Genomic DNA, 24,207 nt, shown 5'->3' with positions numbered 1-24,207 from the left:
GTACAAAGAAAGGGGCGAGCCTGTCTAGGCTCGCCTCTCTTGTTAGCTAATGTACAACAACATAGCCTGCTCGTTCTCAGCAGCCACCCGATAGTATTGAACCAACTCCCGATAGTAATCCATCACGTATTCACGATCACCGTCATCATCCCAGCTCAGTGAAGGGTAAAGATCTATCTCCCTCATATGCTCAGGATTATAGCGCTTTAGAAGGCTTTCCTCTGAAATAGTAGCCAGCGCTTCGTGAATTTGTTTTACCTGCGTAACGGTCAAATAACGTGTCGGCTCCTCTTCCTCGTCAGTCTCCTCACCAATCGGTGTACCTCCGAGAACGGTATGTACAAGTGGTTCCGTGCCTTCCCATGCAGCCCCATTGAGCAAATAATGAATGGCGTGCCATGACTTATCAAGATATAACGATTCGGTTTCACTTCCGCCGTTATATAACACATCTTCCAACTCCACTTCCCCTTGAAGCAGATCATGAAGTAAATCGGACGAGATTCGTTGTAAATTTCCTACCATGCTCATTGAAAACGCTCCTCTACCATCGGTTAAGAACTAAGTGAGAAAAATCTAAACTTATAAAGTAATATAAGTCGGTTTCTATAATTTGTAAATATTTATCTGAATGCCACTTTATGTGTCATTTCTTCTAGATCTGAGCAGCGCAATAAAAGAAGGCAGGTCCTCGTGTGGAGGACCTGCCTTTGTCTTATCAGCCAAGCTTAGTGGCCTTTGCTCTTGTTATCTGTATTGTCTTGATTGTCCTTACTGCCTTCATTGTTTTGATTGTCTTGACTACCTTGGTTATCTTGGTTGCCGCCTTGGCTTCCGCCCTGCGAACCACCGTTATCCTTGCCTTGCTTCTCAGTACCTTCTTGCTGCGACTTCTCTTCGACTTGGCCTTTCTCTTGTCCTTGCTCGGTGCCTTGTTCTTGTTTTTGCTCTACACCGCCGCCTTGACCGCCACCGCCTGCGCCGCCACCAGCACCGCCGCCTGCGCCGCCACCAGCACCGCCGCCTGCACCGCCGCCTGCACCACCGCCTGCACCGCCGCCTGCACCGCCGCCTGCACCGCCGCCTGCACCGCCGCCTGCACCGCCGCCTGCACCGCCGCCTGCACCGCCGCCTGCACCGCTGCCTCTACCGCCGCCGCGAATACGTTTAGCGCCACCCATGCCTCTGCTCTTCGCCTTCATCTTCACGCCTGACTTCTTAGCATCGTAAGCGTACACGATCGACTTCAGCGTACGTTTATCTACTTTGCCGGTCATCGGCAGGCCGTGCGACTTCTGATAGTATTTGACACCGCGAACAGTCAACGCATTATAGCGCCCATCGATCGGTCCGGAATAGCTGCCTAATGATTTCAGCATTCCTTGAATAACGTAAACATCCGGCCCCCTTGCCCCTTTTCCAATAGCCGAGCCGACATTTGGCGCACCAACAAGAAGGGTTAGCACCAACAAAAATGATCCAAGAAACTTAGCAGCCGATCTCAAGGATTTACCTTTAGATCCATGAGAACGTTTATTTGCTTCCATGTAACAAGACACCTTCCTTTTGGATGTAGTGAGCACGATTTGCCACAGACCTTACTATACCCAATACCTATTTTCCATTATGCTTCTTCGGGGTAAAGGTTTGGCAGTTTCGTTCGGATGCTTGAAACGGTGGTATTTGCAGAAACATGCCGCGTGATGGCGGTCCGTATGAGAGAACCCAAATTACTGGTATGATTTGTATGAACGCGCATCAGTGAGCAGGCTCACATACAAACCGCACGGTGCAGAGTATCCATAAGAATCTGCAGTTATCCCTGTATCCTGCAAATCCGTAACTTTTAAGGAGGACTCTCGTTATGATCCACAACCGCTCTGTACCAACTAACCATGTATTGCCGCATCTTTACTATGAGAATGTCGCAGAGGCGCTGGATTGGGTAAGCCAAACCTTCGGTTTCCAAGAACATTTCCGCTTCGAACTCCCGGACGGGCAGCTGCATGGAGCGATGATTTACCTCGGCGATGTATGGGTGATGCTGAAGAGTATCGGCCAGCTAACAGCCAGTCCGATCAAGCTCGGAGCAACGACACAGTCGTTAATGATCTTCGTGAGCGACATTGAAGAGCACTATAATCGTTCAAAATCAGCCGGAGCAAGCATTGCAGAGGAGCTCTTCGAAACGGAATACGGGGAGCGGCAATATGCGGCAGTGGATAGCGAAAACCATTTATGGCTGTTCTCCCAGCATGTCAAAGACGTGGACCCTACTGCGTGGGGAGCTACTCTGGCAGCTCGAACATAAACAAGATAGCCGGGAGCTCCTCGATAAGAGAAGTCGCCCGGCTTTTTTGCGCCGATTGACATTGGAAGCCATCTCCATTAAAATTTGATTAAGTAATCAGTTTTTTGATTAAATGCTCAATGCACTGATAATCCGTATAATTAAAAAGGAGAATGTCTGATGAACGAACCTGTCAAAGAAGCCCCATCCTTATCCGGTTGGAGATCGCTCCCTCTAAACACGCTTGGTCTGCTCGCTGTATTAGCCGGTATTGCTTTTCCGCTGGTCACCTGGCTGCTCTTCCGAAATTCATGGGATTCTCCTGACTTTCATTGGTATGAATGGATCACCCCCATCGCGTTTCTGCTTGGCGGTGCAATGAGCTGGCTGGCAGCAGCGATGCTATTTAGCCGCAATGCTGCAGGCCGCGATGTGCTGGAGCTGGCGATCGCCATCGTGCCAATTACACTGGCGATGCGCTTGCTGATTGTGATCGTTGTGTTTATCGGTACGGTCGCACGCAAACTACTCGATGGATCGGTGGTCGAATTCTTCACAGGGCTGGAGATTACATCCGGCAAATTGCTTATGAATATCGCGCTAATCTTGGTTATCATCACGCTGATCATCATACGTACCAACGCTAAACCCAAACCAACACCACCGAAGGAGAACAAGGATGACTGAACGTAAGGAGGGCGAGAAGCAATCGTTTATAACCGAAGCAAGAAGGTCGCAAATCATGAACGCGGCCATCACTACGCTCGATGAAATCGGTTATGTGAATGCCAGCCTCGCCCAAATCGCTAAGAGAGCCGGTATCAGCACGGCGCTTATTTCGTACCATTTTAAAGATAAGAACGATCTGATGGACCATACGCTGATGATGCTAGTTCAGGAATCGTCCTCCTATGTGCTGAACAGAACGGCCACCGCGGCGACTGCCACGGAGAAGCTTCGTGCGTATATTTACGCCAGCATTGCCTATCAAGGCACTCGGCCTCAACATAACACGGCGCTGATTGAAATTGTATTTCACGCACGGACACCGGATAATGTGCCCTATTACAAGATTGGCGACGATGAGGAAGATCCGATGCTTGCTCGGCTCCAGCAGATCTTGTTCGATGGGCAAGCAACAGGCGAGTTCTGTGCGTTCAACGTCCTCATCATGGCAAGCACCATTCAAGGCGCGATCGGCGAGTATTTGGTGAACGCGAATCTGATCGCGCAAGTGGACATGGAAACGTACAGCGCTGAGCTGGTACGTACGTTTGAACGCGCCATCCTCGCTTCGCCATCCGCGTAATGGAAGGCAACGAATAAACGGCTGCACGGGATGAATTCCATCCGGTGCAGCCGTTTTCTGTTAAGGCATGCTATTGACCATGATAAGGATCGGCTTCTCGGCAACGTTCACTGTTACCTTGCCTGCGGATATCGTAAGCGACGAGGCGTTGCCCGTACTGCTCTCGTTCAGCTGCACCAACGTAGCGGAAGTCGCACCGCTCACGGTGAGCTGATAATTCGACACGACCGAGTTGTTGCTTGTAGGCGCCCACACGACATAAGCACCTGCTCCTGTTGTTGGATGCTTGATTTTGTAAATGAGTACATTGCTGTTGCCGGATGCTTGCTCGCCATTGAACCGCATGCCGGTCAAGCGATTCTTCAAGGTGTTGATATAGTACCAGGCCGGCTTCTTCTGATACTGGGTGTAACCTGCAGCCGTATATTGATTGATGTCACAGCCGGACCAGGCCGAGCAGAAGAAGGTCAGCCCTGTTGTCAAATCCCATTGCGACGAGAACGGATTGGAATCGCGGATCGCGTAATAATGCATGCGATCTACTCCTGCCGCCAATCCCGCCATGTACGCTCGAATTGTCCACATACCCTGTACCTCTAGGCTGCTATAAGGACCAATCGGAGGTGCATACATCCAGTTGCCCGCTTTGGTCCCCCATCCGAATTCGGAGAACCACACTTCCTTATCGGGTTCGTTCGTATCGCGCCATGCCGTTAAGGCTTGCAGTCTCCCTTTCAGGTTGTCGGCCTCAGGACTAATGCCGTTGCCCGAGCAGCAAGCGGCCGAGCTGCTGTAGTGATGAACGTTAATGACATCAAGCGGCAGCTTGCCGTCTTCACGGTTAGCCGACGCCCATGCCTTCATGCCATCCAAGAAAGGAACATCGATCTGGAACAGGCCGCCCATGACCATGCGGGCAGTCGGATCTGCGTTCTTCATGCCAAGCTTATCGGCGTTCGCCATGCTGCGGCAATTGGCGTCGAAGTCTGCGCTCGACATCGCTGCGAGCTCTGCCGGCGAGAATTGCGCGGCTGCGCCCATCCAGTTCTTGTCGGGCTCATTCCAGTTCTCAAAGTAGCGGACCGAGTTCAAGCCGCTTAGTCTTGGTTGATCCGGCGCTAATTTGAGGTTCGCATCCGGGACCGTTTGACTGCCGTAGCGGGCAACAAACTGGTACATATGCTCGGCTTTAGCCACGTACGAATTCGGGTTGGTCGTGCTTGCCCCTGCCGGATATACCGGCTTATCTTCATGCCCCCAAGCAATGAAGTTCGGCGTTTGCCAGATGACCGGACTGACATCTACGCCAGCTGCTTTATGCGTGGCATATACATTGTCAAAGTTCCATGGATCGCCGGAGTAGCTCGGATTAAACTTCAGCAAATTGTTCGGATATGGGGCGGAATTGGTTTCATCCCATGGCCAAGGGTGGTATTCGCGCAACGCGCCGCCCACGGTCTGGATATCAACCGGTACATCATTAAATCCATTCACACCAAGGAATTTATCCACGGTATGTTGAACTCTCGGTGCATAAGGTCCGCAGTTTGCGCTCGGAGCCGAGGTAGTCGCGTTCACGACATTGGAGAGGGCAGAGATGAGCCCGACATCATCGGTTGTTTTCATCGCAAAATAATAGAGGACCTGCGGCTGAAGCCCCGTTACGCTGAACGATTGCGCAGAACCCGGCGTTCCCGGAATGGGCTCATTATTAGCCTGCGTCGCACTGCTCCAATTGCTTGCTGTAATTGGCGCTGTGCTGAAACGAACGTCGTAGGAAGAGGCATAACCCGCCGCACCGTCATCCCCCGGCGCCGTCCACTGCAGCGTCACCGATGTGGAAGATACGGTTCCTTTGGCCAGATTCGTGACAGCGCCCGGAGGTGTTGTATCCGGACCGCCGCCACCGCTCGCTGTGCCGTAGAGCACAATTTCAGCCATTTTGGCATCCAGGGAGCCCATGGTCAATCGAAGATAACGCGTATTCACGTTAACCGCATGCGGATTCCAGACCAGATAATTCGTCAATCCATCTGTGAATAAGGAAGTCCAGCTGCCGGGCGTACCTGAAGATACCCCATAACTTCCTGAACCTTGGTGGTCGTACAGATAGATATGGCTGAGCTGATAGGATTGACCTAAGTCAATCGTGACACTGGCAGGATAAGAGCTCGGATTCCAACCCGGGTGCCAATAGTTAGCCGGATTACCGCCCGCCCCGCCTAGCGGATTGCCTGCCAGCGTTTGCTCATCTACCAGAAGCTCTGCGCTGCCTAAACCGGATTCATTGGTGAGCATCGCCGGGGAGAGCGTGATCTTCGTACCGGTTCCCCCACCGCCGGTGGCGGATGTCGTGATGCTTGCAATATTCGATAGGGCCGATAGATTAGGAACCTCATCATTCGTGCGAATAGCAAAATAATAAGTCGTGCTTGCTGTTAAGCCTGTTATGTTCATGGACTGGCTGGTTCCCGGAGCAGCAGGCACCGGTTCGCCGCTCACTTGCGTGGCACTGCCCCAGTTAGCCGTTGTAATGGTTGATGTGCTGTAGCGTATGTCGTAGGAGGAGGCGGTACCTGTGGTTCCATCATCTCCCGGGGAAGTCCAACTAAGTGAAGCAGAGGTGGTCGTAGGCGAGCCGGCAGCCAAATTCACAACTGCGGCAGGCGCGGTCGTATCCGCACCGCCCGAGCCCGAAGAGCCATAGATCACGATTTCAGACATCTTCGATTGATCGGTCAGCATCGTCACGCGTACATACCGTGTGGATACATTAACAGCATGTGCATTCCACGCCAAATATCCGGTTAGCGGATCGGTAAACAGCGGTGTCCAATTCCCCGGCGATCCTGATGATACTGTATAGTTACCTGCACCTTCATGGTCAAATAAATAGATGGCACTCAAGGTATAGGACTGGCCCAAATCAATGTATGCGCTTGCAGGATATGTGCTGGCCGTCCATCCCGGATGCCAATACGTGTTCGTGCTGCCTCCGGCACCTCCAAGCGGGTTGCCCGCAGCACTCTGTTCATCCACTAACATGCCGGCAGTACCTAATCCGGATTCATTCACGACCATGGATGCTGTCAGCGTTAGCTTCGGGTCGACCGCGTAAGCCGTATTGGCCGGGCCCAAAGGAGAGAATACAGTCAGTAGGGCAAGACACATGATGAGTGTTGCGGGCACTAACCTTCGGATTCCATACATAAATGACCTCCTCCATTCTCAATATACGAACTCTTACAAACGCAGGCCCCCCTTTCAGTCCCAGTATATTCCTATTCTCCCGATCTAAAATAATAGGATTCCCACTATTCTTGCCGTATGATTACTTCTTTCGTTTCCCTCATAATATAAACAAATACTGGAATTTGGAGGGGTGGCATGTTCCGACTCTTGATTGTCGATGATGAACCCATTATCGTACGCGGACTATGCGAATTGTTTGAGGAATTGGCATCTGAAATGAGCTTGGATGTCTATGGCTCAGACTCCGCGGATGAAGCGCTGGAGTGGATGAAACGAATTCGAATCGATATTATTCTGACCGATATTCAGATGCCGGGGAAGAACGGAATTGAGCTGCAAGCGATTGTCAGAGGCAACTGGCCGCTCTGCAAAGTGATCTTCTTGACCGCCTATACCGATTTCGCTTACGCCCAGTCCGCGCTTCGTAACGGCAGTGTCGATTATGTGTTGAAAACGGAAGGCGACCGCCCCCTTATTCAAGCGGTGCGAAGAGCCTGCGAGCAAATCAAGCTGGATATGGACAATACGACCTTCTTCGAACAGGCTAAGCTGCAGTACCGGGCATCCCTTCCCATTCTTCGGAAAGAGCTGCTGCTAAACATGGTTCATGGTCATATGCCGGCTCCCCCCTCAGCGGATTCCTTGTCCAAGCTGCACATGCCCGTAAACCTGGCTGACCGCTTCTACCTCGTGATGGGCAGAGTGGATCAGTGGAACAAACCCTACTCCGGACCCGATCGCACGCTTCTCTTGTATGCGGTAAACAATATTGCCGATGAGCTGCTCAGGCATAAGGCAAACCTAATGAGTGTTCAAATCGAGGCAGACCGCTGGGTATGGCTCATTCAACCTAAGGAGGCTGCTGAACAAGAGAACGGTGAGAACTGTATCTCATTGGCTACCTTCATCCACGGGAATATCGAAGCCGTACAACTACATACGAAAGAAATGCTGAACCTGCCCTGTTCCTTCATCGTGCAATCCACTCCGATTACATGGTGTCATGCTGCTGAAACCTTTGATCGAATTCAGTGCAGAATGAGCCTGGGACTAGGCGCAGACGACGAGATGTTAATTATCGATGTCGAAGAGCGAGGACATGGACAGCCCTCCTCAACATTCTCTTTAAAAGCCTTTCGGCGCAAAGTCACCGAGCTCGAGACGCTCCTCGAGAGCGGCCAGCGTGAGCTTTTTCAGTCGCAGCTTCGCTCTTTGCTTCATTCGGTAGCCGCAACCCGGCCCCATTCGCAGAGCACCACGTATGAAATCTATTACCAGCTCGCCCTTATGATGATCTCCTGCTGTAATCGGATCGGCATGTGTGATGACGATCTTCCCTCCATGGATTTGGAGCTGCTGTTCCAGATGAAAGGCCTTTCCTCATGGTCGAAGATGGAAGCGATGCTCTTGCAATTCTCCCAACGATTCCTGCGCTTTAGAGACAAGCTCCGCACTAACCATACGCATGTGATTGTCAGAAACATTCACACCTACATCCAGCAGCATCTATCCGGTGATCTCTCCATCACCCATCTATCCGAAATCGTACACTTGAATCCCAATTATCTGTCCCGGCTCTTCAAACAAGAGAGCGGCGAATCCATCACGGCCTACATCTTCAACCTTCGAATGAATCGTGCCAAAGAGTTGCTGCTGCTGGATCCTTTGATCAAAATTCACGATATTGCCCATGCGGTCGGGTTTGAATCCCCTTCCTACTTCACGCGCATGTTTAAACGTGCAGCCGGTCTGGCTCCGCAAGAATACAGAGATATGGTGCTGAACTGAGAACAAGGGGCTTTCCACAAGTCGGAATGACTTGCGAAAAGCCCCTATTGGCGTGAAGCTGCAGCGCCATGGCTACCTCTGTTACATCGGACTTCCGCCCGTTAGGAACAGCAGCTGTTCCTTCGTCAGCGTTATCGTTCCGGCCGCGCAGCTATCCAGCATATATTCCCGCTTATTCGCTCCGGCAATCGGGAAGACCGGGATCGGCTGCGAGATCAAATAGGCGAGCGCAATGCGTGAGGCTGTCGTACCAAGCTCATCCGCAAGCTGTTTCGCACGATCCAGCCGGTCGAAGCTGGCTTCGTTGAAATAATGCGCTTTGACAATATGCGCGCTGCCGCCCATCTGAATGTCCTGCCCTCTGAAGTAGCGTCCGCCAAAGAACCCGTTCGCCTGCGAAGAGAAAGGCACAACCGCCAGGCCGATCTCCTTGTAATAGGCGAGCGACTTCTCGTCCATGATCGCAACCGTCGGATCATTAATGATCCCCTCATTGAGCACCGCGAGGTTCCACAGAGGCTGGCTCGCCGCGAAGCTCGCAATCCCTCTGCGCTCAGCATATTGGCGTGCTTCCTCGATACGCTGGGCACTCCAGTTCGAGCAGCCGAACGCGCGAATCTTGCCTGCGCCCACTTGTTCATTCAGCGTCTCGATGATTTCTCCTGCAGGTATCGACGGGTCATCTCTGTGCAGCCAGTACAAATCAATATAGTCGGTTTGCAGATGGCGAAGGCTTTGTTCGAGATCATGAATGATCTCTTCCTTGCTTAGCCGAGACACGGACATCGATTGCAAATCCGGATGGCCGCCCTTAGTCGCAAGGATGATCTTGTCTCTGCCTCCACGCAATCGGAGCCACTCCCCGAGTGTACGTTCACTCGTGCTCTTGCCTTTGCCAAGCCAATCTTCATAGACATTGGCCGTATCCAGAAAATTGCCCCCGAGCTCGGTGAATAGATCCAGCAATTCGTAAGCCTCTTCCTTCGGCAGCGTACCGCCATAAGCGGACGTTCCAAGACAGATAACGGAAGCCTCGAGCGGCGTTCCCGGTATAGTGCGCTTATTCATTCTAACTGCCTCCCCCATGATCCGTTGCCTGTTACTCCGATGACCGAATCGCTGCTTTCTCCCGATATTCTTGAGGAGAAAGGGTCGTCATTTTCTTGAAATAGCGGGAGAAGTAACCCGGATCCAGTCCGATTCGGATCGCAACCTCGCCAATCTTGAGCTGAGGATCACGAAGCAGCTCCTTCGCTTTGGTCAGCTTCAGCTCGGTGATGTACTCGGATAAACCGCTCCCCGTCAGCTGCTTGTACAATCTGCACAAGTAGCTGCTGTTGAGCCCCACCAGATCCGCCAATCGGGACAACGAGAGATCGCCTTCAATATGCTCATGGATATAGCCATGAAGCTGATCGACGACCTCATTGCTCTTCGCCGACTTATCCTGATCGAGCAGCGCGAAAATCACTTCGGCCGTTCGTTTGAGATAGTCGCCTGCCACCTGCCAAGACACATGTCCATCCAAATGAAGCAGTCGATTAATGGGTTGCTTGTGGGATACAGCCTCGTAAACGCCCCATCGATTCATGTTCGAAAGCAGCAAAGTCGCAATCATATAATACGTTTCCTGCACGATGCCATACGACCGCCCAGCTGTTCGCCCTAAGATGCTCTCCAGCAGCTGCAAGAAAGCATCCCGATTGCCGCTGTCAAGCAGGGTGCCCAGCTGGTTGAGCTCGCTGTGCCAGCGGGAGATGCTGGTCTCCGAATCCGGATCCTCCTCCTGCTTTTCGTAGAGCAGCATCCGATCGCCTTGTCCAAGCCCCCGAATAAGAAGCCTGTTCAAGCGTCCGTAATAATCCGGCAGCTCGTTCCAAGCAATCTCCTGCTCCGTCGAGGCTAACGAAATCGGTACACTGAGCAGCGATTCGCATTGATTCTGAATAAAATCGAGTGATTCCTGAACAAATCGGGATGGAACTTCAGCAGCAGCTTCGCCGCCGCCTACTTGAATGAACCAGAAGAAACGTGAGCGATCGCTCATCACGGGGACGAAGGTACCCGCATGGCTGAACACTTCTTCAGCGATATTCTGAACGGCGTACAGGAGCAGCTCCTTGTCCATTGTGGAATACTTCTCATCCCAGCGGTCTATCCGGCCTACGACAAGCATGAACGGTCGGTCAGCTCGCAGCCCGAGCTCCAGCTCTTGAAACCGCTTGGCTCTGGTCGCATCGTCGGCAAGCGGCTCGCCTTCCGCAAGCTCGGTCAGAAACCCTCTCTGCAGCACCGGCTGTGCCTGGCGCATACGGAGCTGCGCTTTCTCGATCGAGACTTGCACATGCTGTTCACCGTTCATGCCCGCAATGACATTGGCTACGGCAAGCACGATTTCCTCTTCATCGTCCGTCTTGAGCAAATACCCTGCGCTTCCCTGCCGAAGGGCCTCCTGCACGTACGAGAACTCATTGTGCCCGGATAGGAAAATCACTTTGCAAGCCGGCCATCTGCGCCGAATTTGGGCGAGCAGCTCAAGCCCTGTCATGCCGGGCATTCGGATATCGCTTAGCACAATATCGATTCGCGTCTGCTCCAGCCGTGCGATTGCGTCCATGGCCGAGCCTGCGCAATAAATATCCAGCTCGAGATGCTCCGCTTCCTCGAACAACTCCTTCAAACTCGAGACGATATACGGCTCATCATCTACAATCAATAGCCGGTGCATCATGTTCCTCCTTTACCGGAATATAGAGCTCGACTTTCAGCCCTCCGAACGTCTCGCTGGTCGTTACGCGAATCCCGCTTTCCTTCCCATACATCAGCTGAAGCCGCTTGTGGACGTTGATCATGCCCGTAATTTCCAACTGCGCCTGCGAGTGGCTCAGCTTACGGTTCAAGGCGTATATGTCTTCCTCGCTCATCCCTTTGCCGTTATCCTCGATGACAACGGTTAGCAAACCGCCTGCTTGCCTGAACGCAATGCGCAGCTGCCCTCCGGATACAACATCCTCCAGCCCATACTTATAGCAATTCTCGATAATCGGCTGCAAAGTCAGTCTTGGCACCAGCAAATCCGCATAATGCTCAGGCAATACTTCAATATCGATATGGATGCGGTCCTCAAACCGAATCTTCTGAATTTCCAAATACGATTGGGCGAAAGCCAACTCTTCTCGAAGCGCAACCTCGTCGGAGGCGTCGCGCGTAATGAATTTGAAATAGTTGCCTAAGTGCTTCGTGAACGGCTTCAGCTTCGGATAATCCTCTACCTTCACCATCCGGTTCAGAATGAAGAAGGTGTTATATAGAAAATGGGGATTGATCTGCGCCTGCAGCTGCTTCAGCTCCGAGCGCTGCGAACGGATTTGCTGCTCGTACACTTCTTCAATTAATACGTTCACTCGTCCGATCATCGAGTTGAACTGGCTGTACAAGTATTCAAATTCATCGCGGGTTGTGGGGTTAAGTCGCACATCAAGCTGCCCTTTCTCCACTTTGCGAAACGTTCGGACCAGCTGCTCAAGCGGCTTATGAATGACCCGGTAAATCCAGTACGAGAAGAACAATACGATAATGAACGAGGTGAGCGAAAGCACCCACAGCCATACGTTATATTTGGCAATCGGCCCAAGCGCGTTCTTCACCGGCATGTACATGACGAGCGTCATATCAAAGGAAGACTCGTGCTCCAAGGTAAGCAAGTACGATTTGCCTTCATAATCGACCGTATCCATAGCCGTCACTGTGTCGCCTTTCACGAGGCTCTTCGCAACTTGCCGTATATGTTCAATTAATTCGGCGTGATCGTCATTCGTGATCGACCAATCAAAGTCAGTGCCGAAAAGAATAGCCTGTTCGTCTTGAATATTGCTAAATTGCTGCAGCTCCTGCCGAATGGCCTTCTTCGAGATTTCTTCATTTAAGAAGAACGTGAGCGAATCGGGGTACCCGATATCGGGGTATTTCTGCGTAATGAACAGCCTGTCCTGCCATGACTGGACAATGGGATGAATGCGGTCCGTTTCATCGATGAGCGCCTTCAAATAAGCTTGATCCGCAGAATCATAATTGTTCTGCGAATTGATGACCTTGCCTAGCGTCGGTATATAAGCGTTGAAGCTCGCGATATAATTACTGGAATTCTTCACAAGCGCGAGCCGCTCCTGCAGCCTGATGATCGTCTGGGTCCGATCGTTATCGGACATGATTTCACTGGTTACGCTCAGCCTCTGCAAATCGCGGTCATTAATGAAGTCCCACTGCAGCCGCTGGATCCGTTCAAACTCCACAACGAGAGATTGAATATAGAAGTGGACTCGGCCTTTCATCGACTTCGTAATTTCATCGCGGACGCTGGCTGCGCCCCACTGATTCAGAAAGAGGCTTATCGTGTACATCGGAATAATGACGAGCATGAAGGCGATGACAAGCTTGCCGAAAATCGGGATTCGGAGCTTGGTGGTTCGTCTCAGAGGAATCGACTTCCTTTCGGATCTTAACATCTGCTCATTATAACATGCCCTCGCTCATCACCTTCGCTTGGCGTCGCTACTCCTTCACGCTTCCGAGCACGATGCCTTTGACGAAGAAACGTTGCAGAAACGGATAGATTAACAGGATCGGCAGCGCCCCCATGAAGATTTGAGCGGCCTTGGATGTGCGGTCAGATACCTGCGCAAGGGAATCCAAATCCTTCGCCGACTGCATCGCCAAATCAATCTTGATGACGACCGTGTGCAGATAGCTTTGAAGCGGATAATTCTCCGGGCGGTGCATGAAGATCAGCCCGTCGAACCAGGAGTTCCAGTGGTGCACGATGGTAAACAGCACGATCGTCGCAAGCGCAGGCATGGATAGCGGAACGAACACCTTCCACAGCACCGTCCACGCACGAGCGCCGTCCACGAAGGCAGCCTCCTCCAGCTCCTTCGGCAATCCCCGGAAGAAGTTAAGCAGCAGGATCACATTAAACACAGGCACCGCGCCGGGGATGATCAGCGCCCAGATGGTATCCATTAAATGCGTCTTCGACACCACGATATAACTCGGGATCAAGCCGCCGCTGAACAGAATCGTCAGCACGAAGAACCAGGCGTAAACCGTGCGGTATTTGAACGTCCGGACTTCCTTGGACAGCGGATAGGCCAGCAGAATGGTCAGAAACATATTAACGAGCGTGCCAAGAGCAACCCGTTCTAGGGTAACGAAGAAGGATCTCGAGAACTCCGGTTTGTGAAGCACGTATTCGTAGGACTGCAGCGTGAAATCGACGGGCCATAACACGACGTCACCTGCGGCAGCCGCAGTCTTGTCGCTAAGCGAAATTGCGAAAACATGGAGCAAAGGCAGAATGCACAGAATGGACAATCCGATAAGAAACGTATAATTGGCTGCTTGGAACAGCTTGCGGCTGGTCGTTAATTGATAAGACAAGTTCGCGCACCTCCTAGAATATGCGATAGTTGGCCAAACGGTAGGCGAGTAGATAGGAAGTCGATATGAGCACGAACGAAACGAAGGATTTGAACAATCCGACCGCTGTCGCAGGTCCGAACTGCGCCTGCTCAAGTCCAAGGCGGTAGACCAGCGTATCAATGATATCTCCGCTTTCGAATACTTGCGGGGAATAGAGGTTGAAAATTTGGTCAAAGCCGGCATTAAGCACATTGCCAAGGCTTAATGTCGTAAGCAGCACGATAATAGGCACCATGCCCGGAAGCGTCACATGCCAGGTTTGCTTCCAACGGCTCGCTCCATCCACAACCGCCGCTTCGTAGAGCACCGGATTAATGGACGTGAGTGCAGCCAAGTAGACGATCGTGGAGAAACCAAATTCCTTCCACAAGTCGCTGATGACGACCGTAAAGGGGAACCACCGATTATCGCCGAGAAAATAAATCGGCTCTACGCCGAAGAGGCCAAGAATGTGGTTCACGATGCCGCTTGATGGCGACAGAACATCGATCAGGATTCCGCCAAGGATGATCCAAGACAGGAAGTGCGGCAAATAGATGAGCGTTTGAATGCCCCGCTTGATGGCGGTCTTGGTCACTTCATTAAGCAAGAGCGCGATGAGTACGGGAAACACGAGTCCCGCCGCGATTTTCATAACGGAAATATAGATGGTATTCCAGAGCACGGTTAACGTCTCCGGCATATCCCACACATACTGAAAATTCTCCCAACCGGTAAACTCCGAGCCGGAGTAGCCGAGCGCAGGGATAAAATGCTGAAATGCCATGACAATGCCGAGCATCGGGCCATAGCTGTAGATCAGCACGAGAATGACACCCGGAAGCAGCATCAAATGAAAGGGCATCTGGCTGATTCTATTCTTAACCATTGCGGTCCCTCCGTCTTTCGTATGTCTTATTTGCGGTAGATGAAAGAAGAAGAAGAAGGATAGGAAGATCACTATCGTTCTTCTTCTTTGTCTTCTGATTTATTTGCTTTGCTGCGCGGCCCACTCGGCCACTTCTTGCGTGATTTGATCGCCGCCAAGCTTCTTCCAGTCGGCTACGAATTTGTCGAAATCTTCGATTGGCGAGCCTAGGATGATTTTGGTGAACACTTCTTTTTGCATTTTATCAAGCGTCGCCATTTTCTCCGCCATGGTCTTCGTCTTGGAGCCATAGAACTTCGTGAAGTTGATGTTCTGCTCCTTGTTCTGATAGATGCCGTCTAGGACGCTATACGCGCTTTCTGTACCGAATACGCGAACGGTTCCCCACGTTGTACGGTCTCCGCCTTGGAAGGCAACGATTTTGTCGTAATAACCCTTCTCCTCCGGATTAAGCGTTGTCGCATCCTTGGAGTCGAGCGCGCCAATCACTTTCTTATAGTGGCCGTAGTTTCCGATCGGGTCGGAGCCTTTGACCATCATGACGTTCTCTTTGAAGTGCGCATATTCTTTGTCCCCTACGATTTCCGTATGGAACACTTTCGGATCTGCTTTACCGCCGTAGAGCTTCTCTTGACTTGTGTTCAGCAGCTTGATTAGCGCTTCAGGATGCTCCATTTTCTTGCTGACAACCATATACTCATTGAATTCCAACGCGCCGGTGTACTGAACCGGTTTATCTGTAGCGGAAATGCCCGGAAGCACTACCCAATCCGCATCCGCATTCTTCGTTACGCTATCTTGCAGCGGCCAAAGCGGATTCCACAGTGCACCGAAGTTAACCCCGATCCGGTTATTGGCATAATCCTCGCCGACCTTGCCGGAGTCCTTCACGCCGAATTCGCGATCGATAAGTCCCTTGTTCTTCATGTCTTGCAGCTTAAGCAGCGCTTCTCTCACTTCCGGCTGAATACCGCCGTAGCCGATTGTGCCGTCTGCTTGCTGAACCCACGTGTACGGCTGTGCGCCGAATGCGTTGAATACGCCCGTCGCTTCCGCAACGCCGTTCTTGTACAGGTCCTTCGTCAGTCCCATACCGAACGTATCCTTCTTGCCATTGCCGTCCGGATCTTGGTTCACGAATGCATCCATGACCTTCTCGAGCTCCGCCCACGTCTTAGGCGCTTCAAGGTTTAGCTTCTTCAGCCAGTCTGCGCGGATATACATCAAGGACAGTCCGCCCTCGAAGGAGCCTTCATCCGGCGGAATCGCCATCAGTTTGCCGTCAAACGTCGCAGAAGCTTTGGCCAGCGGACCCATTTCGATCGATTTCTTCGTCAGCTCGGACGCGTATTTGTTATAGACATCAGTCAGGTCGGCAATTAAATCGGCATCCACCAGCTGCTTCAATTGCGCGCCGTTTACTTTCATAATGTCCGGAATATCCCCGGAAGCGATTGCAACATTGAGTTTCTCATAGTATTGGTCCGATGGAGCGATCCAATCGTATTTAAGCGTAATGCCAAGCTCATCCGCATAAGCTTTGGTCCAGTTGTTGTTCTCGAAGTCGTCGCCTTCTTTGAACGCCATGGATGGATCTTGGTCACGAATGGCCGTAACGGTAATCGCCGGATCATATTTCGCATTAATGTCGATTGTTTCTTCAGCCGCGTTGGCCGAATTGTTGTTGCCTGCAGCAGTTTCGTTCGTCGCATCGGTACCGGACGTATCATTCGATTTGCCGCATGCTGAAGTAAATACGACCATGGTCATTACCGTCAACAGCAAAACGTGTTTCATAGATTTCATCTTTGCAACCTCCCGTTTATATATACGCTGTCATTCTTGCTGCTTCATCATACCGAACTCACCGGGAGGCGAAAATATGAATGTATTGACATGAAATGACCAATCTTTACTTTAGTAAACGAAAGAGTATGGAAGTCAATACATTCCTTATCTAGCGGAACAGAATCGGCTTCTTAGCTAAGGCATCCTGCTTCGCAGCCTCGCGGATAGGACGATAGATCGGCGAGAATTCGTGCTTATTCTTCTCATCCCGATAAACCGCGTTTCCGAGGGGCGTAAGCTTAGAGCCGGCTTGAATGGATGCAGCGTCGACGTCATGCGGCCCATGAAGAAGAAGCGCACCATGACGCAGCGTAACCGGAGCTTGACCTTCTGATTCACCGTTGCTACGAATCGGGACTTGCTGCAGCTCGATGTCGAAGGAAAGCTCGAGCTTCGCCCCTGTTGCAAGAATCACCGCCGGAGTTTCAATAAACCCGTTACTCAGCACGGCATCGTTCACCAACTCGCCATTAAGGCGAAGCGCCGCTGAACCCGCCACAGAGTAACTTGGCACGAATAGCCTGATCGTCTTGCGTGGAATGAAATCCGGACATTGCACGACGGTAAGTGATGCATAGCCTTCATAAGGGTAACGCGTCTCAAGCTCAATCGACACCGTGCCTTCTGCAAACGAAAGCTCCGCTTTGTTAGCATGATAGAAGGGCACTGTTACTTCGTCGTCTCTCAGCCAGTAGCTGTATTCCGCAGTGCGTGAGAGTCCTTCTCCACCGCGCATCGTGCAGCACCAATACGCTTCGTACACATTCTCGAGCGCGTATAGGGAAGGCTCCTCTTCACGCGTACAGCAATCGCAGCCGAAGCCGCCGTTCTCGCGCTGACCGTGGCTGATTGCGTTGTAATAGATGAGATGCGCCGTCTCCAGATAATGTAGATGATCTGTATATCTCCATAGCTCTACGGCGGCTACGAATGAGTCCACGACTGCACAAGGCTCTGTCCACCATGGGCGGTTGAACCAGTTGCGATTCGCATAATTCTCCGTCTTACCTTCGTCTAAATATAAGGAATAAATAGACTCCGCCGCATGAAGCAGCTTCTTGTCCCCGCTCATGCCGTAATAGCGAAGAATGCCCCGCAGCGCGGATAACGTCGCATGTGTTTGCGCGTTGATACCCGCGAGATCGATCGCGAGGAAACGCTCGATCATTTCTTGGACGGTCGCTTCGAGCTCCGGCCATTGCAGCAGCTCATAAGCATGTGTCGCCCCATCGAGCATGATGAAGGCGCAGCCGATGTCCGTCGACAGGTACCAGTCGCGAACCGTCTTGTCGGCGAGCGTGCCGGACGCTTCGCCGCCCTCCGCCCGCTCGGACGGATCGGTCGGATAGTGCGCGAAGTGGCTGTGGGCGGGCAGCAGCAGGTTCTTCACGACGCGCCCGATTTGGTCCAGCACTTCCGGCTGCTGCTTCCAAGCATACAGCTCGCACAAGGCGCGCAGAAACCAGCTGTTGCCGGAGAGCTGCTGCTCATCGGTAATCCCCTCAGGCAGAATATTCCCAAAATAGCCAAGTCCATTCAAATAGAACGGAAGCTTCGCCAAGATGGCGTCCAAGTGAACGGCATCCTGGCCTGTTGCGCGGGCGGTCAAGATTTGGGCGAGCAGCGTTCTGCCTTCATTATCGCCCGGCCAATCATAGCTCGATGGCTTAAAGACTTCCTCCGGGCTATATAGAGGGTCTGCCAAACGAGCCGCATTCGCTCTTAAACGATCAAGCAAATCCCCTTGCACGGCGATCTGTTCCAATTGGACTGTATTTCGAATCATACCGATTCCCCTTCTCTCCTCGTATTGTTCCAGTTACTGCTTACTGCTCTCCGCGGTTCACAGCAGCATCGTCCAGTATTAAGACCCAGTCCTCGCCAATTCCTGAAGTGGGCGGCACGAACGATCTAATGCCGTGGTTCGGAATCTCCTGATTATGTGCGCTCGCGCTCAGCATCTCGCCTGTACGCGGATCGTACCAATAGGCGCGAACCCGGTCGCCTGTTATACGCCCCATATTCACTTGGAAAGGCTGCCCGGTCGCACTGTACACATACAAATAACCGCGCCCTCTTGCCGCCCGAATATGATTCGCCCCTTCAAGCTGATCCGTGATCAGACTCTGATCCGGCACCAGCTCCAGCAAAGGCCGCGATTCGAAGAGCGCCCGCACATGCTTCATCTGGTCGGCACCCGGGCGGCTGAGCGCTTCCCGCCAGTGCAGCTTCGCGCCGCTGTAAGCCAGACGGCCCGGCTCATAAAACTGCCATACGCTCGTATGGCCGTAAACATGGCCGAAGGCGCCGGCCATGACCGCCCAGTATGCCGCCTGCCGAACGTCATAATCGAGGAAGAAACCAAGCTCCTCGTTCCAATTCACGGAGTGATCCTCATAACGGGGTTCCCCATCAATTGTCGGCTTAGGCGGATAGATATGATAGTCCTTAGCAATCAGGTTGTAGTTCGCCAAGTGCCGCCCGAAATGTCCGGATTGATGCGTGTGATAATCACACCAGTCGTCGTGATGGAACCAAATCGAGGAGGAGAAGCCGCCCATCGGATGGTAAGTGATCAGATGATTGCCGCCATCTCCTTCGCGCAATCCTCCTGCCATCGCCCGCCACACTGCAATACGCTCATCCGGATTCCGGTCTCCGCCGAGAATCCATACGATATTCGGCTTGTCTTTGTATCGCTCACCTACGTAACGACCGAATTGGTGGGCATTGTCCACATTGAAGATCTCAGGCCCTTTGGCAAAAGGATTTCCCAGCAGCACTTTGTCTCCCCAAGTCGGCACGATGCCAACAATGAGATCAAGCGATGCCGCATAATCGACGACGTAGTCGATATGCTTCCAATAATCGTAGCGATCCGCAATTTCCGCGGGAAGCGATGGATCGAAGCTGCCCGCCTCATTCTGCAGCAGCGGCACCTCGCCGTACGCGTTCTGTTCGGCCAGCCCTTCAAGCTCGAAGAGAATGACCGCTTGTACGACATTGAAGCCCTGCTCCTTACGGGTTTCCAAATACTCTGCGGTCTGCTCGCGGTCCAGCCGGTGGAACAGCTCCCATGCAGTATCGGCCATGTAGAAGAAAGGCGTACCGTCTTCTTTGACCAGAAATCGTTTATTCTCAGCTATGTTCAGCATTGTCCCGTTTCGCACCTTTCGAACTGAATGTAATTTGTTAGCCTTGCGGTCGCTGTGTCCGCCACTCGTTGCCCCACAGCTTCGTTCCGCCGCCGAACGCTTTGCGGTATTCGTGCCGCCAATAATGCACATCATGCAAATTGAGCATCGGCATGTTCTGCCTGCCGGCCCGATCAGGCAGCTTCGGATAAGGCTTATGCGGCTCTGATTGATACCAGTACGCAACGGTCGCAAGGTCCAGCGTCAGCACGTTTCCGTGACCATGTTCCATACTCGCGCGCAGCGATTTCTCGAAATACACCGGATCCTCCAGCATGAATCGGTAGCAGTGCGTCCGTCCCAGAAACCCGGTTTCCCCTTCATTGATCTTGGCGATGCCGAAATACGGATGCATGAACACTTCCTTCGGACACCACGCGGTATTAAAATAATCCTCCGTTCCCGTGCCATGTAGCGATCCCGGCCATTCTTCGCCGTCAATCATCCACATATCGTCGCCTTCCCCGTACCACATCGGACTCGGATTATCGACGAAGTAATTCAGCCCGACGAAATGACCTTTTCCTTCTATATCTGCAAACACGTAATTGTTCTTGTCATCCAAAGTCGGCTTCAGCGGTACGATCTCAAGCAATCCCTCGTTCTCGCCATCCTCCGGGTCTGCTTCTGTCAGTTCGCGGCGCCAGTGCGCGTGGAATCTGCCGACATCATCCCCGAGCTCGTCATGCTCTTCATAATCCACATAGTAATAAAGAGCATCCATCGGCGTGTCCGAATCATTCTCCACCGTAATGACAGCCCCTTGACCGAACGGCATCGGAAAATAACAATTCAGTCCTCTTCCTCCTTGCGGAGCCGCTGCCAGCGGCAAAGAAAGGAACGGATAGGACTGGCCCCAGCCTTGTCCGAAGAAATCCCCGATCGGTGATTCCACGCTCGGCTCGGTCTCCCCATCCCAGTACATGCGCAGCACTGCATGCCGGCGAATCATGGGATCACTCGTGCTGATGGTCATCCAGATATGGCGGATAATGCCCGATCCTTCAATCCGTGCGATTTCCCGGACCTCTCGCGCCCCGATCGGCACGGAATCCTTGTTGAAGCCCGCTCGGTCATAGCTCGATATCCGTTTCGTTCTTCTTCCGTTATGAAGCTTGTAAAGGCCATCTAGTATGGACATGATGATCGCTCCTCTATGGATATAATAGAAATGATCCGATTTGATAAATCCGCTTACCCCAAAAAAACTCCTATCCTCAGGTGGACAGGAGTTATCGAATCTCGGCTGCTATGTAGGTTTGGCGTTCGTTTCCTATCTCGATTATAGAGCCTGCGCAAGCACGCCTACAACGTGAAATCGTTGACTCTTGTTGTCTTTCATTTACCTTTTTGCCGATCGTCGATTACATTTTTTGACGGTGGTCTTTTCGGGTGACTTCAACTAAGATAAGAGAGGTTCATTAATCGATTCAAAAATTTTTGAACAAACTTTACTAGGGGAGTGGAGCAGCATGAGAAACAGAGAGACGAAAAGAGCTGGCAAGTTTGTTGCAACTACATTAGCAGTAGGAATGCTCGCAGTACCATTTAGCGGGATCGTTTCCGCAGAAGCAGCAGACGCTTCGACTTTGAAGCTTAGCATTATGGAAACAACGGACATTCATACGAACCTGATGTCCTACGATTACTATAAAGATGCTGCAGCTCCAACCGTAGGTTTAGCAAGAACAGCGAACCTGGTCAAACAAGTTCGCGAACAATCCCCGAATACGTTCTTGGTCGATAACGGAGACCTGATTCAAGGCACGCCGCTCGGCACGTACAAAGCGAAAGTCGCTCCGCTGAAAGCAGGCGAGATTCACCCGGTTTACAAAGCGATGAATCTGATGGACTACGACGTAGCTACGCTTGGCAACCATGAGTTCAACTACGGCCTAGATTACCTGAACCAAGCGATCAAAGGCGCTAACTTCCCTTACATCTCCGCTAACGTCTATGTGGATGATAAGGATAACAACCCTGACAATGATAAAAACAAATTCGAGCCCTACAAGCTCATTGAGAAGAAGTACAAAGACGAATCCGGCCAAGAGCAAACGCTCAAGATCGGCGTCATCGGTTTTGTGCCTCCGCAAATCATGGACTGGGACAAAGCTTCGCTTGAAGGCAATGTCATCACGAAGGACATCGTCGAAACCGCTGAGAAATTCATTCCTGTCATGAAGGCCGAAGGTGCAGACATCATTATCGCTATGGCGCACACCGGCTTTAACGGCAACGCGCAAGCACATGTGAAAGCAGAAGATGCTGTCTTGCCGCTTAGTAAAGTGCCTGGCATTGATGCGATTACTTTCTCCCACACGCATAAGGTATTCCCGGCAGTTGACGAGAAATCCCTTGATGCCCTGTTCAAAGACGCTTCTGGCAAAGTATTGCCTGGCGTAGATAACGCCAAAGGCACAATCAACGGCGTTCCTGCTGTACAAGCCGGTTACGGCGGCAGCGACCTCGGCGTCATCGATCTTACGCTTGAGAAGCAAGACGGCAAGTGGAAAGTGGCGGCTTCCCAGTCTTCCACGAAATCCATCTATGACAAAGTAGCGAAGAAATCGCTTGTTGAAGAAGATCCTGCTATCGTAGCAGCTGTTAAGGCGGATCATGATGCGACTATTCAATATGCAAACAACCCAATCGGTACGACGACTTCGCCGATTCACAGCTATTTTGCCCTAGTTCAAGACGATCCATCGGTCCAAATTGTAACGAACGCGCAGAAATGGTACGTGGAACAATATGTGAAGGACAACTTGCCGCAATACAAAGACACGCCGATTCTGTCGGTTGGCGCTCCGTTTAAGGCAGGCCGCAATGGCGTAGAAGAATATACGGAAATTAAAACAGGCCCTCTTGCCATTAAGAGCGCAGGCGATCTTTACCTCTACGACAACACGATGAAAGCCATCCTGGTTAAAGGCTCTGTTGTGAAAGAATGGCTGGAAATGTCGGCAGGCAAGTTCAATCAAATCGATCCGACTGTCAAAGAAGAGCAAGCTTTGCTGAACGCCAGCTTCCCTGTATACAACTTTGATGTCATTGACGGCGTAACGTATCAAGTCGATGTTACGAAGCCGGCGAAATATAAAGTAGACGGTACGGTTAACAATGCAGATTCCAGCCGTATCATCAACCTGAAATACAAAGGTAAAGCAGTAGACCCGAACCAAGACTTTATCGTCGTAACGAACAACTACCGTGCAAGCGGCGGCGGCAACTTCCCAGGCGTTAAAGGAAGCAAGTATATCATTGATTCCACAGAAGAGAACCGCCAAATTCTGATGGATTACATCACAGATAACAAAGAGATCAACCCATCGATCGACAACAACTGGTCCATCGCGCCAATCTTCGGTGATGTGAATGTAACGTTCGCTTCTTCGCCGAAGGCAGAAGGTTATGCGAAAGCCACAAGCAACATTCGTTACTTGGACAAAACAGATGACAAAGGCTTCGGCATCTTCTCCATCAACTTGAACAAATCGTTCCGTGACGTACCTGCTTCGCACTGGGCTTACGAATCTATTCAGCGTCTAGCCGCTAAGCAAATCGTTCAAGGCAAGAACGAAACGGACTTCGATCCAAACGCGCAAGTTACGCGTGCGGAGTTTGCAAGCATGCTTGTGAAAGCATTGGGCCTTAAACCAACCGCGACTGCAGCATCGTTCAAAGACGTTCCGGCTGGCAGCTGGTACGCTGACGCGGTAGCAGCAGCTTACGGCAATGGTTTGGTTAAAGGCATCAGCAGCGATCTGTTTGCTCCTGCAGCAAGCATCACGCGCGAGCAAATGGCCGTGATGGCTAAGAACGCGCTGGATCTTCAAGCAGCGGAAGCTGCAGCTGCGGCTGCTGTTGTATTCACAGACAGCGACATGATCAGCACTTGGGCCAAATCCAGCGTCGATGCCGTTACAGGCAAAGGCATTATGAATGGCCGCGGCAACAATACGTTTGTTCCGAAAGCAACATCGACACGCGCGGAAGCAGCTAAAGTGATCGATCTGCTCATGGCAAGCGCAACAAAATAATAAATGAAGTGCAGGTCTAAGACCCGCGAGATGGACACTTGAATTCAAGTGACCTCTTGCGGGTCTTTTTTTGACGAGGATTAAGGGTACCCTAATCAGGTACCTTTTTCTATTTTATATATCAATATTGACATATG

At 51.7% G+C, this 24,207-nt stretch carries 17 protein-coding genes; 5 read left to right on the top strand and 12 right to left on the bottom strand.

Annotated features, from left to right (window positions below; genetic code table 11):
• Positions 1–42 precede the first annotated feature (42 nt).
• The gene (locus AC0YNS_RS25745) at positions 43–531 is read right to left on the bottom strand and encodes a YfbM family protein (protein WP_475783793.1); all 489 of its coding nucleotides are present in this window, start codon (positions 529–531) and stop codon (positions 43–45) included.
• A gap of 197 nt (positions 532–728) precedes the next feature.
• Entirely contained in the window at positions 729–1,547 is an 819-nt protein-coding gene (locus AC0YNS_RS25740; RefSeq protein ID WP_475783792.1) for a peptidoglycan-binding domain-containing protein, read from the bottom strand.
• Between the two features lie 317 nt (positions 1,548–1,864).
• Between AC0YNS_RS25740 and AC0YNS_RS25735 the strand changes: the two genes are divergently transcribed.
• From AC0YNS_RS25735 to AC0YNS_RS25725, 3 genes are all read left to right on the top strand, one after another.
• The gene (locus tag AC0YNS_RS25735) at positions 1,865–2,311 is read left to right on the top strand and encodes a VOC family protein (RefSeq protein WP_475783791.1); all 447 of its coding nucleotides are present in this window, start codon (positions 1,865–1,867) and stop codon (positions 2,309–2,311) included.
• A gap of 159 nt (positions 2,312–2,470) precedes the next feature.
• Positions 2,471–2,977, top strand: a complete 507-nt coding sequence (locus tag AC0YNS_RS25730) for a hypothetical protein (protein ID WP_475783790.1) — start codon at positions 2,471–2,473, stop codon at positions 2,975–2,977.
• Positions 2,970–3,599, top strand: a complete 630-nt coding sequence (locus AC0YNS_RS25725) for a TetR family transcriptional regulator (RefSeq protein WP_475783789.1) — start codon at positions 2,970–2,972, stop codon at positions 3,597–3,599. The genes AC0YNS_RS25730 and AC0YNS_RS25725 overlap by 8 nt, the downstream gene beginning before the upstream one ends.
• A gap of 60 nt (positions 3,600–3,659) precedes the next feature.
• On the opposite strand, the gene AC0YNS_RS25720 is transcribed toward AC0YNS_RS25725, so the two are convergent.
• Complete coding sequence (locus tag AC0YNS_RS25720) at positions 3,660–6,809, bottom strand: discoidin domain-containing protein (RefSeq protein WP_475783788.1); 3,150 nt, start codon at positions 6,807–6,809, stop codon at positions 3,660–3,662.
• Positions 6,810–6,986: 177 nt separating this feature from the next.
• Here AC0YNS_RS25720 and AC0YNS_RS25715 point away from each other — a divergent pair, with 177 nt between their 5' ends.
• Positions 6,987–8,639 carry a response regulator gene (locus AC0YNS_RS25715; RefSeq protein ID WP_475783787.1) on the top strand — a complete coding sequence of 551 codons (1,653 nt, stop codon included), beginning with the start codon at positions 6,987–6,989 and terminating at the stop codon, positions 8,637–8,639.
• Positions 8,640–8,720: 81 nt separating this feature from the next.
• Here the strand turns inward: AC0YNS_RS25715 and AC0YNS_RS25710 are convergent, their stop codons facing one another.
• From AC0YNS_RS25710 to AC0YNS_RS25670, 9 genes are all read right to left on the bottom strand, one after another.
• A complete protein-coding gene (locus AC0YNS_RS25710) occupies positions 8,721–9,707 on the bottom strand; it encodes an aldo/keto reductase (RefSeq protein ID WP_475783786.1) in 987 nt (328 codons plus the stop codon).
• A gap of 31 nt (positions 9,708–9,738) precedes the next feature.
• Positions 9,739–11,370: a response regulator transcription factor gene (locus AC0YNS_RS25705; protein ID WP_475783785.1), complete on the bottom strand. Its 1,632-nt coding sequence runs from the start codon at positions 11,368–11,370 to the stop codon at positions 9,739–9,741.
• Positions 11,342–13,144, bottom strand: a complete 1,803-nt coding sequence (locus AC0YNS_RS25700; protein WP_475783784.1) for a sensor histidine kinase — start codon at positions 13,142–13,144, stop codon at positions 11,342–11,344. Before AC0YNS_RS25700 ends, AC0YNS_RS25705 begins: the two co-directional genes overlap by 29 nt.
• 46 nt (positions 13,145–13,190) lie before the next feature.
• The gene (locus AC0YNS_RS25695) at positions 13,191–14,075 is read right to left on the bottom strand and encodes a carbohydrate ABC transporter permease (protein ID WP_475783783.1); all 885 of its coding nucleotides are present in this window, start codon (positions 14,073–14,075) and stop codon (positions 13,191–13,193) included.
• A gap of 13 nt (positions 14,076–14,088) precedes the next feature.
• Positions 14,089–14,985, bottom strand: a complete 897-nt coding sequence (locus AC0YNS_RS25690) for an ABC transporter permease (RefSeq protein ID WP_475783782.1) — start codon at positions 14,983–14,985, stop codon at positions 14,089–14,091.
• 99 nt (positions 14,986–15,084) lie between these two features.
• The gene (locus AC0YNS_RS25685) at positions 15,085–16,791 is read right to left on the bottom strand and encodes an extracellular solute-binding protein (protein ID WP_475783781.1); all 1,707 of its coding nucleotides are present in this window, start codon (positions 16,789–16,791) and stop codon (positions 15,085–15,087) included.
• 151 nt (positions 16,792–16,942) lie between these two features.
• Positions 16,943–18,619 (bottom strand): glycoside hydrolase family 127 protein, encoded by a 1,677-nt coding sequence (locus tag AC0YNS_RS25680; protein WP_475783780.1) that lies wholly within the window; start codon positions 18,617–18,619, stop codon positions 16,943–16,945.
• 40 nt (positions 18,620–18,659) lie between these two features.
• Positions 18,660–19,988, bottom strand: a complete 1,329-nt coding sequence (locus AC0YNS_RS25675) for a glycoside hydrolase family 140 protein (protein WP_475783779.1) — start codon at positions 19,986–19,988, stop codon at positions 18,660–18,662.
• 37 nt (positions 19,989–20,025) lie between these two features.
• On the bottom strand, positions 20,026–21,168 hold the full coding sequence (locus AC0YNS_RS25670) for a glycoside hydrolase family 172 protein (protein WP_475783778.1): 1,143 nt from the start codon (positions 21,166–21,168) through the stop codon (positions 20,026–20,028).
• A gap of 331 nt (positions 21,169–21,499) precedes the next feature.
• Between AC0YNS_RS25670 and AC0YNS_RS25665 the strand changes: the two genes are divergently transcribed.
• Positions 21,500–24,070 carry a bifunctional 2',3'-cyclic-nucleotide 2'-phosphodiesterase/3'-nucleotidase gene (locus AC0YNS_RS25665; RefSeq protein ID WP_475783777.1) on the top strand — a complete coding sequence of 857 codons (2,571 nt, stop codon included), beginning with the start codon at positions 21,500–21,502 and terminating at the stop codon, positions 24,068–24,070.
• Positions 24,071–24,207: the final 137 nt, after the last annotated feature.

It is taken from the genome of Paenibacillus sp. J22FR21 (assembly GCF_056269135.1).
Note: the sequence above shows the minus strand (reverse complement) of the source record. Positions and strands in the feature narration are given on the sequence as shown.

Excerpts from the sequence above, each read along its gene's own strand:
- AC0YNS_RS25715 (WP_475783787.1), top strand. The coding sequence starts at position 6,987 with ATGTTCCGACTCTTGATTGTCGATGATGAACCCATTATCGTACGCGGA.
- AC0YNS_RS25675 (WP_475783779.1), bottom strand. The coding sequence starts at position 19,988 with ATGCTGAACATAGCTGAGAATAAACGATTTCTGGTCAAAGAAGACGGT.
- AC0YNS_RS25665 (WP_475783777.1), top strand. The coding sequence starts at position 21,500 with ATGAGAAACAGAGAGACGAAAAGAGCTGGCAAGTTTGTTGCAACTACA.
- AC0YNS_RS25685 (WP_475783781.1), bottom strand. The coding sequence starts at position 16,791 with ATGAAATCTATGAAACACGTTTTGCTGTTGACGGTAATGACCATGGTC.
- AC0YNS_RS25700 (WP_475783784.1), bottom strand. The coding sequence starts at position 13,144 with ATGTTAAGATCCGAAAGGAAGTCGATTCCTCTGAGACGAACCACCAAG.
- AC0YNS_RS25725 (WP_475783789.1), top strand. The coding sequence starts at position 2,970 with ATGACTGAACGTAAGGAGGGCGAGAAGCAATCGTTTATAACCGAAGCA.
- AC0YNS_RS25730 (WP_475783790.1), top strand. The coding sequence starts at position 2,471 with ATGAACGAACCTGTCAAAGAAGCCCCATCCTTATCCGGTTGGAGATCG.
- AC0YNS_RS25740 (WP_475783792.1), bottom strand. The coding sequence starts at position 1,547 with ATGGAAGCAAATAAACGTTCTCATGGATCTAAAGGTAAATCCTTGAGA.
- AC0YNS_RS25720 (WP_475783788.1), bottom strand. The coding sequence starts at position 6,809 with ATGTATGGAATCCGAAGGTTAGTGCCCGCAACACTCATCATGTGTCTT.
- AC0YNS_RS25710 (WP_475783786.1), bottom strand. The coding sequence starts at position 9,707 with ATGAATAAGCGCACTATACCGGGAACGCCGCTCGAGGCTTCCGTTATC.
- AC0YNS_RS25670 (WP_475783778.1), bottom strand. The coding sequence starts at position 21,168 with ATGTCCATACTAGATGGCCTTTACAAGCTTCATAACGGAAGAAGAACG.
- AC0YNS_RS25705 (WP_475783785.1), bottom strand. The coding sequence starts at position 11,370 with ATGATGCACCGGCTATTGATTGTAGATGATGAGCCGTATATCGTCTCG.
- AC0YNS_RS25690 (WP_475783782.1), bottom strand. The coding sequence starts at position 14,985 with ATGGTTAAGAATAGAATCAGCCAGATGCCCTTTCATTTGATGCTGCTT.
- AC0YNS_RS25745 (WP_475783793.1), bottom strand. The coding sequence starts at position 531 with ATGAGCATGGTAGGAAATTTACAACGAATCTCGTCCGATTTACTTCAT.
- AC0YNS_RS25735 (WP_475783791.1), top strand. The coding sequence starts at position 1,865 with ATGATCCACAACCGCTCTGTACCAACTAACCATGTATTGCCGCATCTT.
- AC0YNS_RS25680 (WP_475783780.1), bottom strand. The coding sequence starts at position 18,619 with ATGATTCGAAATACAGTCCAATTGGAACAGATCGCCGTGCAAGGGGAT.